This window comes from Pseudarthrobacter sulfonivorans (genome assembly GCF_001484605.1).
Taxonomy (GTDB): domain Bacteria; phylum Actinomycetota; class Actinomycetes; order Actinomycetales; family Micrococcaceae; genus Arthrobacter; species Arthrobacter sulfonivorans_A.
The window spans coordinates 4,545,358-4,563,086 of the sequence record NZ_CP013747.1 but is presented as its reverse complement, the minus strand read 5'-3'; the positions used below and the strand labels follow the sequence as shown (position 1 = coordinate 4,563,086).

Genomic DNA, 17,729 nt, shown 5'->3' with positions numbered 1-17,729 from the left:
GGGACCGGCGTCGTACTTCAGAGACCCCAGGCGCCCCTAAGGCGCCCCAATAAAGCGAGTTACCAGCCGCGCTCGGAGAGGCGGTGCGGCTGCGGGATCTCGTCCACGTTGATGCCGACCATGGCTTCGCCGAGGCCGCGGGAGGCCTTGGCGATGACGTCGGGGTCATCGAAGAACGTGGTGGCCTTGACCACGGCAGCGGCGCGCTGGGCCGGGTTGCCGGACTTGAAGATGCCGGAACCGACGAACACGCCGTCGGCGCCGAGCTGCATCATCATCGCAGCGTCGGCCGGGGTGGCGATGCCGCCCGCGGTGAACAGCACCACGGGGAGCTTGCCGGCGGCGGCAACTTCCTTGACCAGTTCGTACGGGGCCTGCAGTTCCTTGGCCGCGACGTAGAGCTCGTCCTTGGGCAGGGCGGCAAGCTTGGCGATCTCGGCGCGGATCTGGCGCATGTGGCCGGTGGCGTTGGAGACGTCGCCGGTGCCGGCCTCACCCTTGGAACGGATCATGGCCGCGCCTTCGTTGATGCGGCGCAGCGCCTCACCAAGGTTCGTGGCGCCACAGACGAAGGGAACCTTGAAGTTCCACTTGTCGATGTGGTGGACGTAGTCGGCCGGGGTCAGGACCTCGGACTCGTCAATGTAGTCCACGCCCAACGACTGCAGGACCTGGGCCTCCACGAAGTGGCCGATCCGGGCCTTGGCCATGACCGGGACGGACACGGCTGCGATGATCTTGTCGATCATGTCCGGGTCCGACATGCGGGACACGCCGCCCTGGGCACGGATATCGGCCGGAACGCGTTCCAGCGCCATCACTGCAACGGCACCGGCGTCTTCGGCGATGCGGGCCTGTTCAACGTTGACGACGTCCATGATGACGCCGCCCTTGAGCATCTCAGCCATGCCGCGCTTGACGCGGTTGCTGCCCGTGACGCTGTTCGCGGACGAACCGGCTTCGCTGCTTACATCAGGTGTAGACACAAAAACCCCTATGGGTAGATAGATGATCTTCGCCGGGCGTGAGGGCGGCAAGAAACCGAAAGTACACGCACCGGGTTGCCGGATCCATTGACCGGGCAGTCACAATACTAGTCCCACGGCAGGCGGCGGGCTTAATCAGGCTTAATCCGAAGCGGCGGACTCCGCAAAGGCCTGGCGATGGACGGTGGCTACGCGCTGGATGATCGTGATGAGGCTGGCCAGGGCCAGGAGTCCAAGCGTCACCAGAAGAACCACCGGGGGCAATCCCAGGCCGGTAAATCCGGTGACCACCAGCACCGAAACCAGTCTCTCGGCGCGCTCGGCGATGCCTACATTCGCCGTGAAGCCAAGGGATTCGGCCTTGGACCGCGCATACGAGACCACCATGCCCAAAACGAGGCACAGCATGGCGGCGACGGCGATGGCGTAATCGTCGCCCCCGGTGAAAAACCAGATGGCCACACCCGCGAACAGCGCGCCGTCGGCGATCCTGTCCAGGGTGGAGTCCAGGAAGTTTCCCCAGCGGCCGCCGGTGTCCCGCAGCCGGGCCATAATGCCGTCAAGCACGTCCGAGAAAATGAACGCGGTAATGAACAGGGTCCCCCACCAGAGCTGGCCGAGGGGGTAGAAGACCAACGCACCCACCACCACGCCGGCGGTTCCGATGACCGTCACAGCATCAGGGGAAACACCGATTTTCAGGAGCCAGCGCGCAAGCGGAGTGAAAAGCGCGGTGAAAAACCCGCGCGCATGCCTATTCAGCATCCGTCTCCCCGGGCCAGGCCTCTGCAACCTGCTGGCGGACTTCATCCAGGGTCTGCGTGATGGCCTTGGTCTGGGCAATGATGGGGAAGAAGTTGCCGTCCCCGCCCCAGCGCGGCACGATGTGCTGGTGCAGGTGCGCGGCGATTCCTGCCCCGCCCACTACGCCCTGGTTCATGCCGAGGTTGAACCCGCCCGGGTTCGCCACCTTGCGCAGGACCCGCATGGCCGTCTGGGTGATCTCCGCAAATTCCGCGGTCTCCTCCACCGTGAGGTCCGTGTAGTCCGGGACATGCCGGTACGGGCAGACCAGGAGGTGCCCCGGATTGTAGGGAAACAGGTTGAGGACCACGTAACAGGTCTTCCCCCGGTAGACGATCAGGGCTTCCTCGTCAGTCCGGCCCGGACCTACGCAGAAGGGACAGTCGTTCTCGTTCTTGAACTGGTGCTGGCCGCCCTTGATGTAGGCCATCCGGTGCGGAGTCCACAGGCGCTGGAATGCATCCGGCACGCCCGCGAGCTCAAAGTCATCTGTCACACCGGCATCCCCTGGATAGCCTGCGCCTGTGTTCTCCTGCACCGTGTTCTTATCCGTTTCCGCTAGCTGGTCCGGTTACGGACGGCTTCCGTGATCCGCTTGACGGCCTCGGCCACCGGCACGCCGTTGTCCTGGCTCCCGTCACGGAAGCGGAAGGACACCGCGCCCGCCTCGGCGTCGTCGCCGCCGGCGATCAGGACAAAGGGGATCTTGTCCTTGCTGGCGGTGCGGATCTTCTTGGGGAACCTGTCCGAGGACGTATCCACCTCGGCGCGGATGCCCGCCGCCTTGAGCTGGTCAACGACGTCGAACATGTATTCGTTGAACGTTTCGGCCACCGGGATGCCCACCACCTGCACGGGGGAAAGCCACGCGGGGAACGCGCCGGCGTAGTGCTCGGTGAGCACACCCATGAACCGCTCGATGGAACCGAAGAGTGCACGGTGGATCATCACAGGACGCTGGCGCGTGCCGTCGGCTGCCTGGAATTCCAGCTCGAAGCGTTCCGGGAGGTTGAAGTCCAGCTGGATGGTGGACATCTGCCAGGTTCGCCCGAGTGCATCCTTGGTCTGGACGGAGATCTTCGGGCCGTAGAAGGCCGCGCCGCCCGGATCCGCGACCAGTTCCAGGCCGGATTCCTCAGCCACTTCGGCGAGGGTCCGGGTGGCTTCTTCCCAGGCTGCGTCTTCGCCGACGTACTTCTCCGGGTCCTTGGTGGACAGCTCCAGGTAGAAGTCGTTCAGGCCGTAGTCCTTCAGCAGGTCGAGCACGAACTTGAGGGTCTTGGTGAGTTCGTCCTTCATCTGCTCGCGGGTGCAGTAGATGTGGGCGTCGTCCTGTGTCATGCCACGGACCCGGGTCAGACCGTGTACAACGCCGGACTTTTCATACCGGTACACCGAACCGAATTCGAAGAGACGCAGGGGCAGTTCGCGGTAGGACCGTCCACGCGAGCGGAAGATCAGGTTGTGCATGGGGCAGTTCATCGGCTTCAGGTAGTAGTCCTGGCCGGGCTTGCGCACGGTGCCGTCCTCGTTGAGTTCCGCGTCCACATGCATGGCCGGGAACATGCCCTCCTTGTACCAGTCCAGGTGGCCCGAGACTTCGTAGAGGTGGCCCTTGGTGATGTGGGGCGTGTAGACGAACTCGTAGCCGGCGTCGACGTGGCGCTGGCGGGAGTAGTCCTCCATCTCCTTGCGGATGATGCCGCCCTTGGGGTGGAACACCGGCAGGCCGGAGCCCAGCTCGTCCGGGAAGGAGAACAGGTCAAGTTCGACGCCGAGCTTGCGGTGGTCGCGCCGCTCAGCCTCGGCGATGCGCTCCTGGTAGGCCTTGAGCGCGTCCTTGGTGGGCCAGGCGGTGCCGTAGATGCGCTGCAGCTGCTGGTTCTTCTGGTTGCCCAGCCAGTACGCGGAGGAGGACCGGGTCAGGGCGAAGGCGTTGGAGATGAGCTTGGTGTTGGGCAGGTGCGGGCCGCGGCAGAGGTCGCACCAGACCGTGGTGCCCTCTTTGCGCTCGACATTGTTGTAGATGGTGATGTCGCCGGCGCCTACCTCGACGTTGACGCCCTCGCCGGCTTCGGCGGCGTTGTTCTTCTTGCCCAGGAGTTCGAGCTTGTAGGGCTCGTTCTTCATGGCCTCGCGGGCCTCGTCCTCGCTGACCACGCGGCGGACGAATTTCTGGTTCTGGTTGACGATCTTGAGCATCATCTTCTCGAGGGTCTTGAGGTCCTCGGGGGTGAACGGTTCTGCGACGTCGAAGTCGAAGTAGAAGCCGTCGGTGATGTACGGGCCGATGCCCAGCTTGGCGTCCGGGCGCAGCTGCTGCACTGCCTGGGCCATGACGTGGGCGGTGGAGTGGCGGAGGACGTCCAGGCCGTCCGGGGAGTCGATGGTGACGCCCTCGATCTCGGCGCCCTCGGGCAGCTCCTGGTCCAGGTCCTTCAGCTCGCCGTTGACGCGGGCAACAACAACATCGCGGCGCTCAAAGAAGAGTTCCGCACCGGTTGTCCCGGTAGTCACCTTGGTCTCTTCGCCATCGACGATGAGGGTGATCTGCTGGGCATCTGACACGGGTGTCTCCTATTCAAAGTTTTAGGCTTCATAGCTTGTGGCGTACGGGGACCACAGCCAGCCATCGTCAATGCTATCGGTTTCCCGGGAGGCCGACCAACGGGACCCGCGGCCGTTCAGCCGCCCATTCCGGTAATCGCAAGGCTTCGGCTGATCCCGTCCAGGGGATGCGGTACATCGGTGCGTTCCACCCGGTCCGCCGCGAACGGCAGGGATTCCACCCGGCTCAGGTCCCAGGCCATGCTGGCGCTCAGGCTGATTCCCCGGGGACCTGTCCGCCGGGTGGTGCCCCGGATCAGCAGCAGCCTGGTGCCGAACAGCAGCAGCCCCGCCTGTTCCTGGGCTTCGTGGAAGAACACGGAGTCGACGCAGCCGGTGCCGTCGTCGATGCTGATGAACACCACCCGCCGGCCGCCGCGCATGGGCGGTGTCTGGGTGGCGATGCGCACCCCTGCCACCAGCACCTCGGTGTTGTTGCGCAGGCTCAACAGTTTGTCTGCAGTGGTGACCCCCAGCCGGTCCAGCATGGGCCGGTGGCTGTCCATCAGGTGCCCGCTGACATCCATGGCCATCAGGTCCAGTTCGGCCCGGACGTTTTCCACCAGGGTGGGTGCGGGAAGCCCTGGTTTGACGTTCCGCAGTTCCACATCCCCCAGCGGAAGGGACAGCTGCCCTTCCATGATGTCGACGCCCTTCCGGGTACCGCCCGCGGCCTGGAGCTGTTGCAGGTGCTGGACGAGGTCTGCACGGTTGGCGGCGCCGCCCGATTCCCGGTGCAGGGAATCAAAGGCACCCAGCTGGGCGAGCCTTTTGATGCTTGGCTTGCTCAGCCTGGACCGTGCCCGGAGGTCAGCCAGGGAGTCGTAAGGCTGGCCGGCGACAATCCGTTTAAGCTCGGTCCCGGACAGGCCATAGATGCCGTTAAGGCTCAGCCTGATCGCCAGCTTGCCGGCATCCGGCCCGTCCGCGACCCGTTCCACCCGGTACTCGGCCTGGCTGCGGTTGATGTCCAGCGGCAGGATGGGGATGCCCAGCCTGCGGGCCTCTGCCACCAGCAGCCGTTTGGGGTACATTCCGGGATCGTGTTCCCACAGCCCGGCGAGGAAAGCCTCGGGGTGGTGCGTCTTGAGCCAGGCGGACTGGTAGGTGGGAACGGCAAATGCCGCGCCGTGCGCCTTGCAGAAGCCGAAGCTGCCAAAGGCTTTCAGGGTCCCCCAGACCTTGTCCACCACTTCCGGGGAGTACCCCTTGATCCGGGCCTCCTTGCGGAAGAACTCTTCCACTTTCAGCTCGTGGACCTCGTTGCCGAGCGCCCGGCGAAACTCATCCGCGCGCGCCAGGCCGCAGCCGGTCATCACGTGGAAGGTTTTCAGGATCTGTTCATGGAAGACAGTGACGCCATGCGTTTCCTGCAGCACGGGTTTCAGGTCGGGGTGCGGGTAGACCTCCGGCGCGAAGCCGTGCCGGTGCTCCAGGAAAGGCCGCACCATGTCCGATTTCATCGGGCCCGGCCGGAACAGCGAAATGTCGATGATGAGGTCATTGAACTCACGCGGCGCCAGCTTGCCGATCAGCTCGCGCTGTCCGGGCGACTCGATCTGGAAGCAGCCCAGGGTGTGGGTACTGCGGATCAGTTCGTAGGTTGGCTCATCATCCAGCGGCACGGCATTGAGGTCGATGCGGCCGTTCTCGGCGATGTAGTCCGGCCCGGTTCCGTCAGGACCTGCAGGGTGGGCCCCTGCCGCCACCACTTCCGCCTTGGAAGGATGGATCCGGATGACTTCCCGGACGGCAAACGCCATGGCGCTCTGCATCCTGACCCCCAGGACATCAAGCTTGAGCATGCCCATGGGATCCATGTCGTGTTTATCGAACTGGCTCATGGGCAGCCCCAGCCCGCTGGGCTGCACCGGGGTCCGGTCAAGCAGCGTGGCATCGCCCAGGATCACCCCGCAAGGATGCATGGAGATATGGCGGGGCAGCCGGTCCAGCCGTTCCGTGAGGTCCACCAGCAGGTCAAGCTGCTGGTTTTCGGTGAAGTCCCGTTGTTCCACCCGGCCAGCGAACTCCCGTAACTCAGGTTTCTCAACCAATGCCTCACGGAATTTCCGGGCCGAAAAACGCCACAGCTGCTTGGCGATCTCACCGACGTCGTCATCGTCCATCCCCAGGGCCATCCCGGCGTCGCGGACGGCACCGCGGGCGCGGTACCCGTTCTGCATGCTCATCAGCGTGACGCGCTCGGAACCGAAGCGGTCAAAGATCCGCCGGTACACGTTGTGCCGTTCGGCGCTTTCGACGTCGATGTCGATATCCGGCAACGTGGCCCGGTCCCGGGACAGGAAGCGTTCGAAGATCAGGTCGTGTTGCAGGGGGTCCACCTGGCTGACATCAATCAGGTAGTTGACCAGGCTGGAGGCCCCGGAACCGCGGGCGGCTGCCCTGACCCCCATGTCCATGATCATCCGGGAGACCTCCGCGACCGTGAGGAAATAGGAGGAAAACCCGAGGTTCCTGATGATTCCCAGCTCGTGCTCCAGCCGCGAGCGCATGTCCTTGCGGGCTGAGCCTGATATTCCGGGGAACCGCCTGCTGATCCCGGCCTCACAGCGCTGCACCAGTTCATCGTGCGGGTCCTGGCTGATGCCAATGACCGATGCCTCGGGGACCACCGGCTGCTTCCAGCCCATGTCAGTCACCGGGTCAATCCGGCAGAAGTCGGCGAGCGCCTCGGTCTGTGCCATCAGCTGTTTGAGGTCCGCTGCGCCATACCCTGCGGCGCGGATGATTTCCTTGCCGAGCTGAAGCATCTGCGCTGATGATTTGAGCCAGGCCTGCCCGTTGGGCTGGAGCAGCGGTTCGGCCGCGAGTTCGGGGAGGGACTTCAGCGTCCGGGCGGAGTCGAGCACGTCAGCTGTGGCGGCCCCGTCCTCTGCGCAGTAGCGGACCGCGTTGGTGAGCACGGCCGGTACGTGGTGTTCTTCCGCGAGTTTGAGCATACGCACTGCGTGGGCGGTGCTCAGGGGCGCTCCGGGGGCAGTGAGCTGGGAAACGACTTCCGCCACCAGGGTTCTTGGGGGCATGGCGTCCAGCCAGCTTTTGAAAAGGGTGCGCGGACGGAGGTAACGCCGGCCGCTCATGGCCCGTCCGACGTCGGAATCCGGGCCGATCAGGACCGTCAGGACCGGTTTCAGGGTTTTGGGGTCGAGCGTGCGGGAGGCGAGTTCGGCGCGGGTGACCGCCACGGGCACCGCTCCCCCGGCTTTGCCGGAGGTGCGGGCATGGGCATCGGACACCAGCCGGCACAGTGCGCGGTAGCCCGCCCCGTTGTTGTGGCCGCGGGCGAGCACCACTACCCTGCCGGCGAGCTGGGTGCGGTGGTCGCCGTCGTCGTCGAAAACCGCAAGGTCCACCCCCACGATGGGGTCGATGCCGGCTTCCATGCAGGCTTTGAGGTGTTTGATGGTGCCGTAGAGGCCGTCCCGGTCCGTGCAAGCGAGCGCGGTTGCGCCGTCCGCGGCGGCAACCTGGGCCAGTTCGTCGGGCCAGGCAACGCCATAGTGTGCGCTGAAGGCCGTGGAAACGTGAAGGTGGGAGAAGCTCATGCTGTTTGTGGCCGGAGGGCGTCGTGGATCCGCAGGAGCCTCCAGCGGCCGCTGCCGGTATGCCTGCTCAGGTCCAGGGTGAGCGGCTCTCCTGCATCCCGGGGGCCGGTACTCCGCGGGTCCGCCTGCACTTGGACGCGCCAGATTTCGTGGTCCACCAGCCCCGGCCCGCTGCCGAGCGGCGCACGGCGTTCCTCGGCCCACCACTGCCGGCGTTCATACCACCGGACGGGTTCGGCGCACACCGTGTAGTGCCGTCCGGCCCACTGGAGGTTCAGCGGCTGGCCGGCGGGGGTGCAGACGACGTCCACGGACTCGCTGAACATACCCATGGGCGCCTCCCGGAACTGAACGGAGCTGATGCAAAATGCTGATGCAAAAGCAAGGTATTCGAATACATGTTCGAATACCTCGAGTCTACGACGACGCTCCGACAAAACCTAGACAGGGGTGGACGGACGGGCAGCAGGGAGGCAGGATTGTGGCATGAGCACCAATGACGCACTCCTCAAGCACGTAAGCATCAAGGCCCAGGACGAAAAGCTCGTGGCAACCTTTGATATCGACGGCAACATACCGGGGGCAGGTGCGTACGTAGTGGGACTGGTGGCGGCGAGCCCTGATTACTCATCGCAAAGACGCTTGGGCATTGAGTTCATGAACGGGGAGGCCATTGCCTTCTACTCGTTCAGCCATGACCAGAGCGCCGAGGAAAACTATGATCTTGGCGGCGTGACGCACTCGGGCAGCACCATCACCGGCAACTTCCCCGTCGCGGCCGTCCATGGCCTGGGCAAGGGCCACATCATGTCGGCCTTCAGCGAGGCTGACGGCAGGGAGTTCCAGTCGGGCGTCGCCGTCGACGAAGCGCTCTAAGTCGACGAAACGCTCTAGGTCGACGAAACGCTCTAGGGAACACCGAGCAGGTGCTGCCGCAACCGTGTCCGGACAGCACCTGCGGCAGCGTCAGCTGCTTTCTCTGTGGACCTTCATTTCGAGTTTGATGAACCCCGAGATCATGGCCCGGTAAGTTGATTCCACAATGTCCGGATCAATGTCCTTCTTTTTCGCGGCGGCCCGGACATGCTCGATCACCCGTTCCACCCGGCCGGGGGCGCGGACTTCAGCGTCGTCCCCCTTCAGGGTTCCGGCGATCCGGATCAGGCGTTCACGCCGCGCAATGAGGGTGACAATCTGCTCGTCAACTTCGTCTACCGCAATCCGAACGGCAGCGAGCTGTTCTTTGTCGGCCAAAGCGTCCCTATCGTTTCCTTGAATTGTTGCCATCTTCTGACAGTATCGAAGCATGCAGCCCAGAGTCGACTTCATCTCACTAGGCGTTCGCAGTGTTGACGCCTCCCGCCGGTTCTACGCGGAGGGCCTCGGCTGGCCTGTCCACCGCGAGTTTCCCGGTGATGTGGTGTTCATCCAGGTCAACCACGGCCTCATCCTTTCCCTGTGGGACGCAGCGCAGATGCACGCCGAGGCGGGGGTAGGTGTCCCCGGCCCGGTCCCCTGCATCACGCTCAGCCACAACCTGCCCAGCACCGAGGCGGTGGACCGGGTCATGGCGGAAGCGGCATCGGCCGGGGCCACTATCGTCGCCGCGCCGGTCACCCAGCCCTGGGGCGGGTACAGCGGCTATTTCGCCGATCCGGACGGCTTCCGCTGGGAAGTTGCCTACAACCCCACGTGGACAGTGGACGACGCCGGCAAGGTCACCGTTTAGGGGCATGCCGCCCCGAATGCCGGTTTAGAACAAGGCTTCCACCGGCCGGATCAGTTCCGGGGAGTTGTTGCGTACGTTGCCCACCTCGGTGCCGACCGAATCCACATGCCAGTCGGCCGCGACTTCCTTCACGTGGGCCCGGACCAGGTCCACGAGGAAGGCGGCGTCATCGATCTGCGGATCAAGCCACGACGCCATCGTGGCCCGGTCCATGGGCAGCGGCACGCGGTCGTGCAGGGCGGTGAGCTTGCCGAAAATTGTGGACTCGGCACCGGGCGGCGGCGTATCTGCCGTCAGGATGGATGTGGAGAGCATCCACCGTCCGGGATCGCCCTCGGCCTTGGACGGATCCTTCCACCACTCATACAGGCCCGCGAACACCAGCCCGCTGCCTTTGCCTGGATGGACGTAGTAGGGCTGCTTGGCTTTGCCGGTGCCCTGCTTCCATTCGTAGTACCCGTCCGCCGGGACAGCGCAGCGACGTGACTTCACGGCCTTGCGGAAGGCCGGCTTCTCCAGCACAGTCTCGCTCCGCGCGTTGATCATCTTGGGGCCGATACCAGGATCCTTCGCCCAGGACGGCACCAGGCCCCAGCGGGCAACATGCAGCTGCCGCACGGGGCCGTCGTCGATCAGCCGTTCCAGGACGATCGGCACGTCGTCGGTGGGCGCCACGTTCCATGACGGGGGAAGATGCACTTCCTCCTCCAGCTGGGCATCAAAGTCGGCCAGCAAGTCACCCACGGCCCGTGCCATCACATAGCGTCCACACATGGCTCCAGCATGCCATCAGCGTTATGTGCTGTCATCCGGCACCGCATCTGCCGGGGCCGGCTCAGGGAATAGCCCGCCCCGGGTTACCGTTGACGGGAACGAACCCCCTCAACGATTTCAGGAGAGCTCCGTGGACTTTACCCCCGAGAACGGCACCATCACCATGTTTTCCACCACCTGGTGCGGCTACTGCAACCGGCTGAAGAAGCAGCTGGACGCGCAGGGCATCGGCTACACGGAAATCAACATCGAAGAGGTGGAGGGCACAGCCGACCTCGTGGAGAAGCTCAACGGCGGCAACCGCACCGTCCCCACCGTGCTCTTCCCGGACGGCACCGCCGCCACCAACCCCTCCGCTGCCGAGGTAAAGAGCCGCCTCGCAGCCTGACCACGGCAGCTCGTGTGGTAGACAGAACGGGACCAACATCCGTGTTGGTCCCGTTCTGTCTATCTGCATTGAGGGAGCCTTTCGTGGTCCATAAAGTCAAAGGTGTCGTAGCCCGCTCCAAAGGGGCCCCGGTCACTCTGGAGACCATCCTGGTCCCGGAACCGGGCCCGGGCGAGGCCCTGGTGGACATCATCACCAGCGGCGTCTGCCACACCGACCTGCACTACAAACTGGGCGGCATCAGCGATGACTTCCCGTTCCTCCTGGGCCACGAGGCCACCGGAGTGGTCAGCGCCGTGGGCCCCGACGTCACCGACGTCGCCCCGGGCGACCGCGTGGTGCTCAACTGGCGGGCCGTCTGCGGCAACTGCCGCGCGTGCAACCGCGGCCAGGCACAGTACTGCTTCAACACCCACAACGCCACCCAGAAGATGACGCTTGAGGACGGCACCGAACTGTCCGCCGCCCTGGGCATCGGCGCGTTCATCGAAAAGACCCTCGTGGCCGCCGGTCAGTGCACCAAGGTGGATCCCGAGGCCGATGCTGCCGCCATCGGCCTGCTCGGCTGCGGCGTCATGGCCGGACTGGGCGCCGCCATCAACACCGGGGGCGTCAAGCGCGGTGATACGGTCGCCGTCATCGGCTGCGGCGGTGTGGGCGTGGCCGCCATCGCCGGCGCCGCGCTCGCCGGCGCAACCACCATCATCGCCGTCGACATCGACGCGAAAAAGCTGGACCGCGCCAAGGGCCTCGGCGCCACCCACACCGTGGACTCCTCCGCAACCGACCCCGTGGAGAAAATCCGGGAACTCACCGGCGGCTTCGGCGCTGACGTGGTGATTGACGCCGTCGGCCGTCCCGAAACGTACAAGCAGGCGTTCTACGCCCGCGACCTCGCCGGCACCGTGGTGCTGGTGGGCGTCCCGACGCCGGAGATGACCCTGGAGCTGCCCCTGCTGGACGTCTTCGGCCGCGGCGGCTCGCTGAAGTCCTCCTGGTACGGTGACTGCCTGCCGTCCCGGGACTTCCCCATGCTGATCAGCCTTTACAAGCAGGGCAAGCTGGACCTGGATGCGTTCGTCACCGAGCGGATCACCATCGACCAGGTGGAGGAAGCGTTCGAGAAGATGCACTCCGGTTCCGTGCTGCGTTCGGTGGTGGAACTGTGAGCGTCCGGATCGATCGTCTCGTCACGTCCGGAACGTTCTCGCTCGACGGCGGCACCTGGGATGTGGACAACAACGTCTGGATCGTGGGCAACGATGAGGAATGCGTGGTCATCGACCCCGCGCACGACGCCAAGGCCGTTGCTGCCGCCGTGGGTGGCCGGAAGCTCAAGGCGATCCTGCTGACCCACGGCCACGACGACCACATCCGGTCAGTAGCTGACTTCTGGGACCTCGTCCAGGCACCGATCCACCTTCACCAGGACGACTGGATGCTGTGGCACAGCGTCTACCCTGACGTGGAACCCGATGTCGCCATCAAGCACGGCGACGTCATTGAGGTGGCGGGTGCCAGCCTGACGGCCCTGCACACGCCCGGGCACTCGCCCGGCTCGGTGTCCTTCCACCTGGCTGACGGGCCCGACGGCGAGGGCTCGCTCTTCAGCGGGGACACCCTGTTCCAGGGTGGCCCCGGCGCCACTGGCAGGTCCTACAGCGATTTCCCCACCATCATCGAGTCGATCCGGACGTGGCTGCTGCCGCTGCCGGCCGAAACGGTGGTCCGGACCGGCCACGGCGACAGCACCACCATCGGGGCCGAATCCCCGCACCTGGACGAGTGGATCGCCCGGGGCCACTAAGAGCCCCGGCCGGCCCGGCAAGCGCGGGCTACGCCTCCCGAGTATCCAAACCTGCATAGCTGCTGAAGTCGGCATGCTGGAGGGAGGCGTGGCCCGCGTACGCGGCAATAACGGCGTCCTCAACATCCTGGACCGTGAGGCCAGGCACCAGATCGTTGGCCGCGCCGGCGGTGGCCGGGTCCCAATCCAGGCCCAGGGCTGCATAGCTGTCCGTCAGGACGCTGCGGATGGGGGCGGAATTTTCCACCACGATCACGGAACTGAACAGCCACCCGCCGCTCACCACGCGCTGCGCTGTGCCCACGAGTTTGATCCGGTGCGCCGGGTGGGCCGGGTGGGTGCCGTGAACGCTGAACTCCCCGGGGCAGTACTCCCCCGGAATTTCGCCAACCGCTGCCTGCACACCGACGTCCCGCAGGGACTGCGCCAGCAGCTCACCAAAGAAGCTGAACCGGCCTTTGGAACCGGCAATGGCGTCCGCATGGGGCATCACGTGGTCCACCACCAGCGTGCCCTCGTGGTAGGCGGCGGCGCGTCCGCCGGCCTTCCGCACCAGGGGTTCAAATCCGTGCTCGCGGCAGGCCCGGGCGGCCGCGTCGAAGCCGGGCAGGCGGGTATCCCGCTGGCCGAAGGCAACAGTGGGCGCGGGCCGGTACAGCCGCAGCGTGGGGCCGATCCTGCCGGTCTTCGCCTGGGTCAGCAGTTCGAGGCCGAATTCCAGGTCACGTGCGGCGCCGAGGGAATGATCCTGCCGCACCACAGTGAGCGTCCGGAGTCCCGCTTCGGCGTCCTGCATATTGCTAAGCTCCCTTATGGTCATATTGCAATTCCTTGTCGTCGCGGCTGCGTTCGCGGTCATCGACGCCGTCTGGCTCAAGCTCATGAACCCGTTCTACCGCAGCCACATCGGTGACCTGCTCGCAGACAAGCCACACTTAGGTTACGCCGTGGCTTTCTATGTCATGTACATAGCGGGGATTGTCTTCTTTGCGCTGCGGCCGGCGCTCGACGGCGGCAGCTGGCTGACCGCCGTCGGCTATGGGGCCGCCCTGGGCGCCTTTGCCTACGCGACGTATGACCTGACGAATGCCGCCACGCTCAAGACGTGGCCGCTGCAGCTCATTGTTGTTGACATCCTGTGGGGTGCCGCCCTAACGGGACTGTCCACCCTCGCCGGCTGGCTGGTGTTCCGCGCCACCTGACATCCAGCGGTGTATTGCTGCACCGTCCCCCATCGGGTGGCTAAACTCAGGAACTGGGTCCACCCGCTACTCCTCAGAAGAGGTAATCCACTGATACGCGTCATTAGCTACAACCTCCGCAAGCACCAGGCCAGTGGGGAACTGGTTGATCTTGCCCAGAATTTCGGCGTCGATGCCTTGTGCCTCCAGGAGTGTGACACCTCGGACCTGCCGGACACGCTGGGTCCGCTGCGGCTCGCCGACTCCACCAAGGGCAACCGCCTTGGGCTGGCCATCTACTACCGGCCCGACCGGTTCACGGCCCACGGCACCAAGACCTTCGCACTCAAAAAGTCCCTGCACGACATGGTCCTGGCGCCCGCCCATGAGCGCCTCATCGGCACGCGCGTGCGGGACAACGAGACCGACCACGAACTGGTTATCGCCTCGTTCCACGCCGCTCCGCTGACCGCCACCAACTCGCTGCGGCGCAACCAGATCCACGCGGCCCACGCCGAACTCCTGGGCATGGGCACCGGCCTTATGACTCTGATGGTGGGTGACTTCAACTACCCCTTCTTCACGAAAAACCTCAACGAACACATGAAGAACACCGGCTACGAACTCTCCCTCAGTGACCGCCGGACCTACACACGCTACAAAGTATTTAAGGGCCACTTCGACTTTGCCACGTCCCTGGGACTAAACATCGAGAATGTGGAAACCCTGCCCCGCGGCGCCTCCGACCACCTGCCGATCCTGGTGACCGCCGAATATGGCCAGGATTCGACGCCGTTCCAGGAGCCCCCCGCGTCCTGATTTCACCAATTTGGAGGCCCGAGTGCGGCACGACTGGATCAACAAGGCGCTACCCGGCGTTGGTGTTGCGCGTGGCTACAAACGGTCTTGGCTGAAGTCGGACCTGGTGGCCGGGGCAGCCTTGAGCGCAGCCCTGGTGCCGGCAGGGATGGCGTACGCCGAGGCCAGCGGGCTTCCTGCGGTGAACGGGCTGTATGCCTCCGTGGTGCCCATGATCTTCTATGCCGTGTTCGGGCCATCCCGGGTTGTCATTGTGGGGCCGGATTCAGCGCTGGCACCCATGATCGCGGCCGCCATTCTTCCGCTGGCGGGCCGGGATCCGGAGCAAGCGGTGGCCATGGCCGGAGTGCTGGCCATCCTGATCGGCGTCTTCCTGATAGCAGGCCGGATCTTCAAGCTGGGGTTTGTGACGGGATTGCTGTCCCGGCCTATCCGCGTTGGATACCTGAACGGCATCGCACTGGCCGTCACCGTCAGCCAGCTTCCGCGGCTGCTGGGGATCGACGTCTCCGCCGATGGCCTCTTTGAACGCCTCACGTCCCTGGCCGGGGCGGTCTTCAGCGGCGGTATCAATCCCGTCGCCCTGGCTGTGGGTGCGGGCAGCGTGGCCGTCATTGTCGCCGGCCGCTTTCTTCCGTGGAAGGTGCCCAGCGTCCTGTTCGCGGTGGCCGGCTCCATCGCCGCAGTGGCCGTACTGGGCCTGGCCGGACAGCTGCCCATGGTCGGCGCCCTGCCGCAGGGACTCCCGGCCCCTGCGCTGGGCGGAATTGGCACGGACGACGTCCTGGCATTGGTGGGCCCTGCAGCAGGCATCGCGCTGATCGCTTTTGCGGACACCTCCACCTTGTCCAAGAGCCTCGCCGCGCGCCGCGGAGTGAGGGTCAACGGCAACGAGGAAATGGGGGCACTGGGCATTGCCAACGTGGCAACGGGGGTGCTGGGCGGCTTTCCGGTGTGCGGAAGTTCCTCCCGCACACCGATTGTGCTCGACGCCGGGGCGAAGACGCAGCTCAGCGGTGTGGTGGCAGCCTTGCTCGTGGTCGTTTTTATGGTCGTCGCACCGGGGCTGACGGCTTTCCTTCCCACCGCCACGCTCGCCGCCGTGGTGATCGTGGCGGCGTCGTCGCTGGTTGATGTGAGAACGCTGGTGCGCCTCGTCAGGATAAGCCGGATCGAGGCCCTCCTCCTGGTGGTGACGTTCCTCGGCGTCGCCTTTGTAGGGGTCCTGCCGGGAATTGCCGTGGCCATTGGGCTGTCCCTTCTGGCCTTTGTCCAGCGCGCCTGGGATCCGTACCGCACCGAGCTGGCGAGCCTGGCGGACGTTCCGGGCTTCCATGACCTGGACCGGCATCCCGAAGGCCGGCGGGTGGAGGGGCTGGTGATTGCCCGCTTCGATGCACCGCTGTTCTTTGCCAATGGGGACGTTTTCGCCGAGCACATCCACGGCCTGGTGGACGCCGCACCCTGGCCGGTGAAATGGGTCATCGTGGCGGCGGAGCCGATTACCGGCCTGGATACCACGGCGCTGGATGAGCTCATCCGGCTCGACGATGAACTGGCGAAGGACGGCATCAGCATGGTCTTCGCGGAAATGAAGGGACCGATCAAGGACCGCCTGATCCGGTTCGGTGCCAGCGCACGGTTCACTGCCGACCATTTCTTCCCCACCCTGGACAACGCGGTGCACAGCTACAAAAGCGTCACCGGCGCCGACTAGTCACACAGGTCAGGTAGTCACAGCGGTCCGGTAGTCAGGGCAAGGCCGTCAGGTCCCGCGAAGCGTGAGGATCTGTTCGGCGCGACCGAAGGGGCCCTGGAGATCGTGCAGGACGGTGGACGTGAGGCCAATCCCGTCGGTTCCGAAGGAGACGGCGTTGTCCAGGCCCAGCCATTCGCCCTCGGGCCTGCGGTACATGTGGATCTGCAGGTCCAGGTTGGGGAAGGCATAGCTGTCTTTGCCCGGCGGAACCCTGGCCGCGATGCCGTTGGCCGTGTCCACGAGGCCCATCAGGCGGGCCAGGTCGCCGCTGTCGGCTTTATCCGTCAGGGGGTGCTGGGTGCGGAGCCAGACGATGCCGGCGCCGGGCCGGTGGCCCTCGGCCACACGCATCTCCAGGGACCGGATGTAGCCGCCTGGCCAGATGGCAGGGCCGTCGAGCGGTTTGCATTCATCCGGTGCCGGGATAGCGGTGTCCTCGACCGCGGCAACCGCGGCCGTGTCGCTGGTGATCATTCGCCATGCGGTGGCGCGGATGGCCACCCGGCCGTTGGCAACCAGTTCTGCCTGCAGGAGCTCGATGGTACGGCCGGGGCGGAGGGTGGTGGTTTCGATCTGGAACCCGCCACCCGGGATCAGGCCCAGGATCTCGTAGCTCAGCCGGGCCATCCGCATGTCGGCGCGGGGCTCGTGGCGCTCCAGGCTGTCCGCCATCAGGCCGGAGGCGGGCGCCATGTGCTGTTCGTGCTCGTTCCAGGCCCCCTGGGCGTGGATGGTGGAGCGGAAGTGCCCGCCGCCGAGCGACTGGTAGTAGTAGTCACCGTCGGCCAGGTCCGGGAGTGCAGCAGTCAACATTGACCCTTTCGCTTGTTCGTGTGCGGCTCTTCCCACCTTATCTGCTGTGCCCGCCTCCGCCTGCTCGGCAGCGCTCCCCTGCGGCTGGCGCCGCCGTCGTACCAGCAGCCACGCGATAAGTCCCGCGGCCGCGGCGGCCAGCACGGCAAGCCCCCACGGGGACCTGGCTACCAGCGCCAGCCACGCCTCAACCGCGGCGAGCCCGATGGTGGCATAGATCAGGGCCCAGAGGATGGAACCGGCGACGGCGGCGGGAAGGTAGCGCCGCAGCGGCATCTTCGCAGCACCGGCGGCGAGGTTGACGGCCGTCTGCAGGCCGATGGTCAGGAACGAAAGGGTCACGGCGAACGGTCCCCACCGGCGGACGAGCGCCTTCGCCTGGCCGGCCCGCTGGCCGTTCCAGGACGACGCGAACCGCGTGTGTTCCATCCCGGCTGCCGCTCCCCGGCCGATCCAGTACGTCGCATTCACGCGCAGCATAACAATGGCGAACAGG

The 17,729-nt window shown here is 65.4% G+C and carries 18 protein-coding genes and 1 pseudogene; 8 read left to right on the top strand and 11 right to left on the bottom strand.

Annotated elements, in window-relative coordinates; genetic code table 11:
- Window positions 1–59 precede the first annotated feature (59 nt).
- The 6 genes from pdxS to AU252_RS20740 form a co-directional block, all read right to left on the bottom strand.
- Window positions 60–986 (bottom strand): pyridoxal 5'-phosphate synthase lyase subunit PdxS, encoded by a 927-nt coding sequence (pdxS, locus tag AU252_RS20765; protein ID WP_058932332.1) that lies wholly within the window; start codon window positions 984–986, stop codon window positions 60–62.
- A gap of 141 nt (window positions 987–1,127) precedes the next feature.
- Window positions 1,128–1,751, bottom strand: coding sequence for a phosphatidylinositol phosphate synthase (pgsA, locus tag AU252_RS20760; protein WP_058932331.1), 624 nt, complete (start codon window positions 1,749–1,751; stop codon window positions 1,128–1,130).
- Window positions 1,741–2,328, bottom strand: a complete 588-nt coding sequence (locus tag AU252_RS20755) for an HIT family protein (protein ID WP_056340364.1) — start codon at window positions 2,326–2,328, stop codon at window positions 1,741–1,743. Before AU252_RS20755 ends, pgsA begins: the two co-directional genes overlap by 11 nt.
- A gap of 20 nt (window positions 2,329–2,348) precedes the next feature.
- The gene (gene thrS, locus AU252_RS20750) at window positions 2,349–4,358 is read right to left on the bottom strand and encodes a threonine--tRNA ligase (RefSeq protein WP_058932330.1); all 2,010 of its coding nucleotides are present in this window, start codon (window positions 4,356–4,358) and stop codon (window positions 2,349–2,351) included.
- A 116-nt stretch (window positions 4,359–4,474) separates the two neighbouring features.
- On the bottom strand, window positions 4,475–7,963 hold the full coding sequence (locus AU252_RS20745) for a DNA polymerase III subunit alpha (RefSeq protein WP_058932329.1): 3,489 nt from the start codon (window positions 7,961–7,963) through the stop codon (window positions 4,475–4,477).
- Window positions 7,960–8,295, bottom strand: a complete 336-nt coding sequence (locus tag AU252_RS20740; protein WP_058932328.1) for a DUF6504 family protein — start codon at window positions 8,293–8,295, stop codon at window positions 7,960–7,962. The genes AU252_RS20745 and AU252_RS20740 overlap by 4 nt, the downstream gene beginning before the upstream one ends.
- Before the next feature lie 154 nt (window positions 8,296–8,449).
- Between AU252_RS20740 and AU252_RS20735 the strand changes: the two genes are divergently transcribed.
- On the top strand, window positions 8,450–8,839 hold the full coding sequence (locus AU252_RS20735) for a hypothetical protein (RefSeq protein ID WP_056340376.1): 390 nt from the start codon (window positions 8,450–8,452) through the stop codon (window positions 8,837–8,839).
- 90 nt (window positions 8,840–8,929) lie between these two features.
- Here the strand turns inward: AU252_RS20735 and AU252_RS20730 are convergent, their stop codons facing one another.
- Window positions 8,930–9,250 carry a chorismate mutase gene (locus tag AU252_RS20730; protein ID WP_058933088.1) on the bottom strand — a complete coding sequence of 107 codons (321 nt, stop codon included), beginning with the start codon at window positions 9,248–9,250 and terminating at the stop codon, window positions 8,930–8,932.
- A gap of 19 nt (window positions 9,251–9,269) precedes the next feature.
- Here AU252_RS20730 and AU252_RS20725 point away from each other — a divergent pair, with 19 nt between their 5' ends.
- Entirely contained in the window at window positions 9,270–9,692 is a 423-nt protein-coding gene (locus tag AU252_RS20725) for a VOC family protein (RefSeq protein ID WP_058932327.1), read from the top strand.
- Between the two features lie 24 nt (window positions 9,693–9,716).
- On the opposite strand, the gene AU252_RS20720 is transcribed toward AU252_RS20725, so the two are convergent.
- Window positions 9,717–10,466 (bottom strand): SOS response-associated peptidase, encoded by a 750-nt coding sequence (locus AU252_RS20720; RefSeq protein ID WP_083510502.1) that lies wholly within the window; start codon window positions 10,464–10,466, stop codon window positions 9,717–9,719.
- A 130-nt stretch (window positions 10,467–10,596) separates the two neighbouring features.
- Between AU252_RS20720 and AU252_RS20715 the strand changes: the two genes are divergently transcribed.
- The 3 genes from AU252_RS20715 (at window position 10,597) to AU252_RS20705 (ending at window position 12,661) form a co-directional block, all read left to right on the top strand.
- Window positions 10,597–10,854 carry a mycoredoxin gene (locus AU252_RS20715; protein WP_056340387.1) on the top strand — a complete coding sequence of 86 codons (258 nt, stop codon included), beginning with the start codon at window positions 10,597–10,599 and terminating at the stop codon, window positions 10,852–10,854.
- A gap of 83 nt (window positions 10,855–10,937) precedes the next feature.
- The gene (locus AU252_RS20710) at window positions 10,938–12,023 is read left to right on the top strand and encodes an S-(hydroxymethyl)mycothiol dehydrogenase (RefSeq protein WP_058932325.1); all 1,086 of its coding nucleotides are present in this window, start codon (window positions 10,938–10,940) and stop codon (window positions 12,021–12,023) included.
- Entirely contained in the window at window positions 12,020–12,661 is a 642-nt protein-coding gene (locus AU252_RS20705) for an MBL fold metallo-hydrolase (protein ID WP_058932324.1), read from the top strand. The genes AU252_RS20710 and AU252_RS20705 overlap by 4 nt, the downstream gene beginning before the upstream one ends.
- A 28-nt stretch (window positions 12,662–12,689) precedes the next feature.
- Here the strand turns inward: AU252_RS20705 and AU252_RS20700 are convergent, their stop codons facing one another.
- A complete protein-coding gene (locus AU252_RS20700) occupies window positions 12,690–13,457 on the bottom strand; it encodes a lipoate--protein ligase family protein (RefSeq protein WP_058932323.1) in 768 nt (255 codons plus the stop codon).
- 16 nt (window positions 13,458–13,473) lie between these two features.
- Between AU252_RS20700 and AU252_RS20695 the strand changes: the two genes are divergently transcribed.
- From AU252_RS20695 to AU252_RS20685, 3 genes are all read left to right on the top strand, one after another.
- Complete coding sequence (locus AU252_RS20695) at window positions 13,474–13,863, top strand: DUF2177 family protein (protein WP_058932322.1); 390 nt, start codon at window positions 13,474–13,476, stop codon at window positions 13,861–13,863.
- A gap of 93 nt (window positions 13,864–13,956) precedes the next feature.
- Complete coding sequence (locus AU252_RS20690; protein WP_058933087.1) at window positions 13,957–14,661, top strand: endonuclease/exonuclease/phosphatase family protein; 705 nt, start codon at window positions 13,957–13,959, stop codon at window positions 14,659–14,661.
- A 22-nt stretch (window positions 14,662–14,683) separates the two neighbouring features.
- Entirely contained in the window at window positions 14,684–16,378 is a 1,695-nt protein-coding gene (locus tag AU252_RS20685; RefSeq protein ID WP_058932321.1) for a SulP family inorganic anion transporter, read from the top strand.
- 48 nt (window positions 16,379–16,426) lie between these two features.
- Here the strand turns inward: AU252_RS20685 and AU252_RS24215 are convergent, their stop codons facing one another.
- Window positions 16,427–17,230 carry a thioesterase family protein gene (locus tag AU252_RS24215; RefSeq protein WP_058933086.1) on the bottom strand — a complete coding sequence of 268 codons (804 nt, stop codon included), beginning with the start codon at window positions 17,228–17,230 and terminating at the stop codon, window positions 16,427–16,429.
- A 216-nt stretch (window positions 17,231–17,446) separates the two neighbouring features.
- A pseudogene (locus AU252_RS24840) lies at window positions 17,447–17,713 on the bottom strand (DedA family protein); the annotation flags it as partial.
- Window positions 17,714–17,729: the final 16 nt, after the last annotated feature.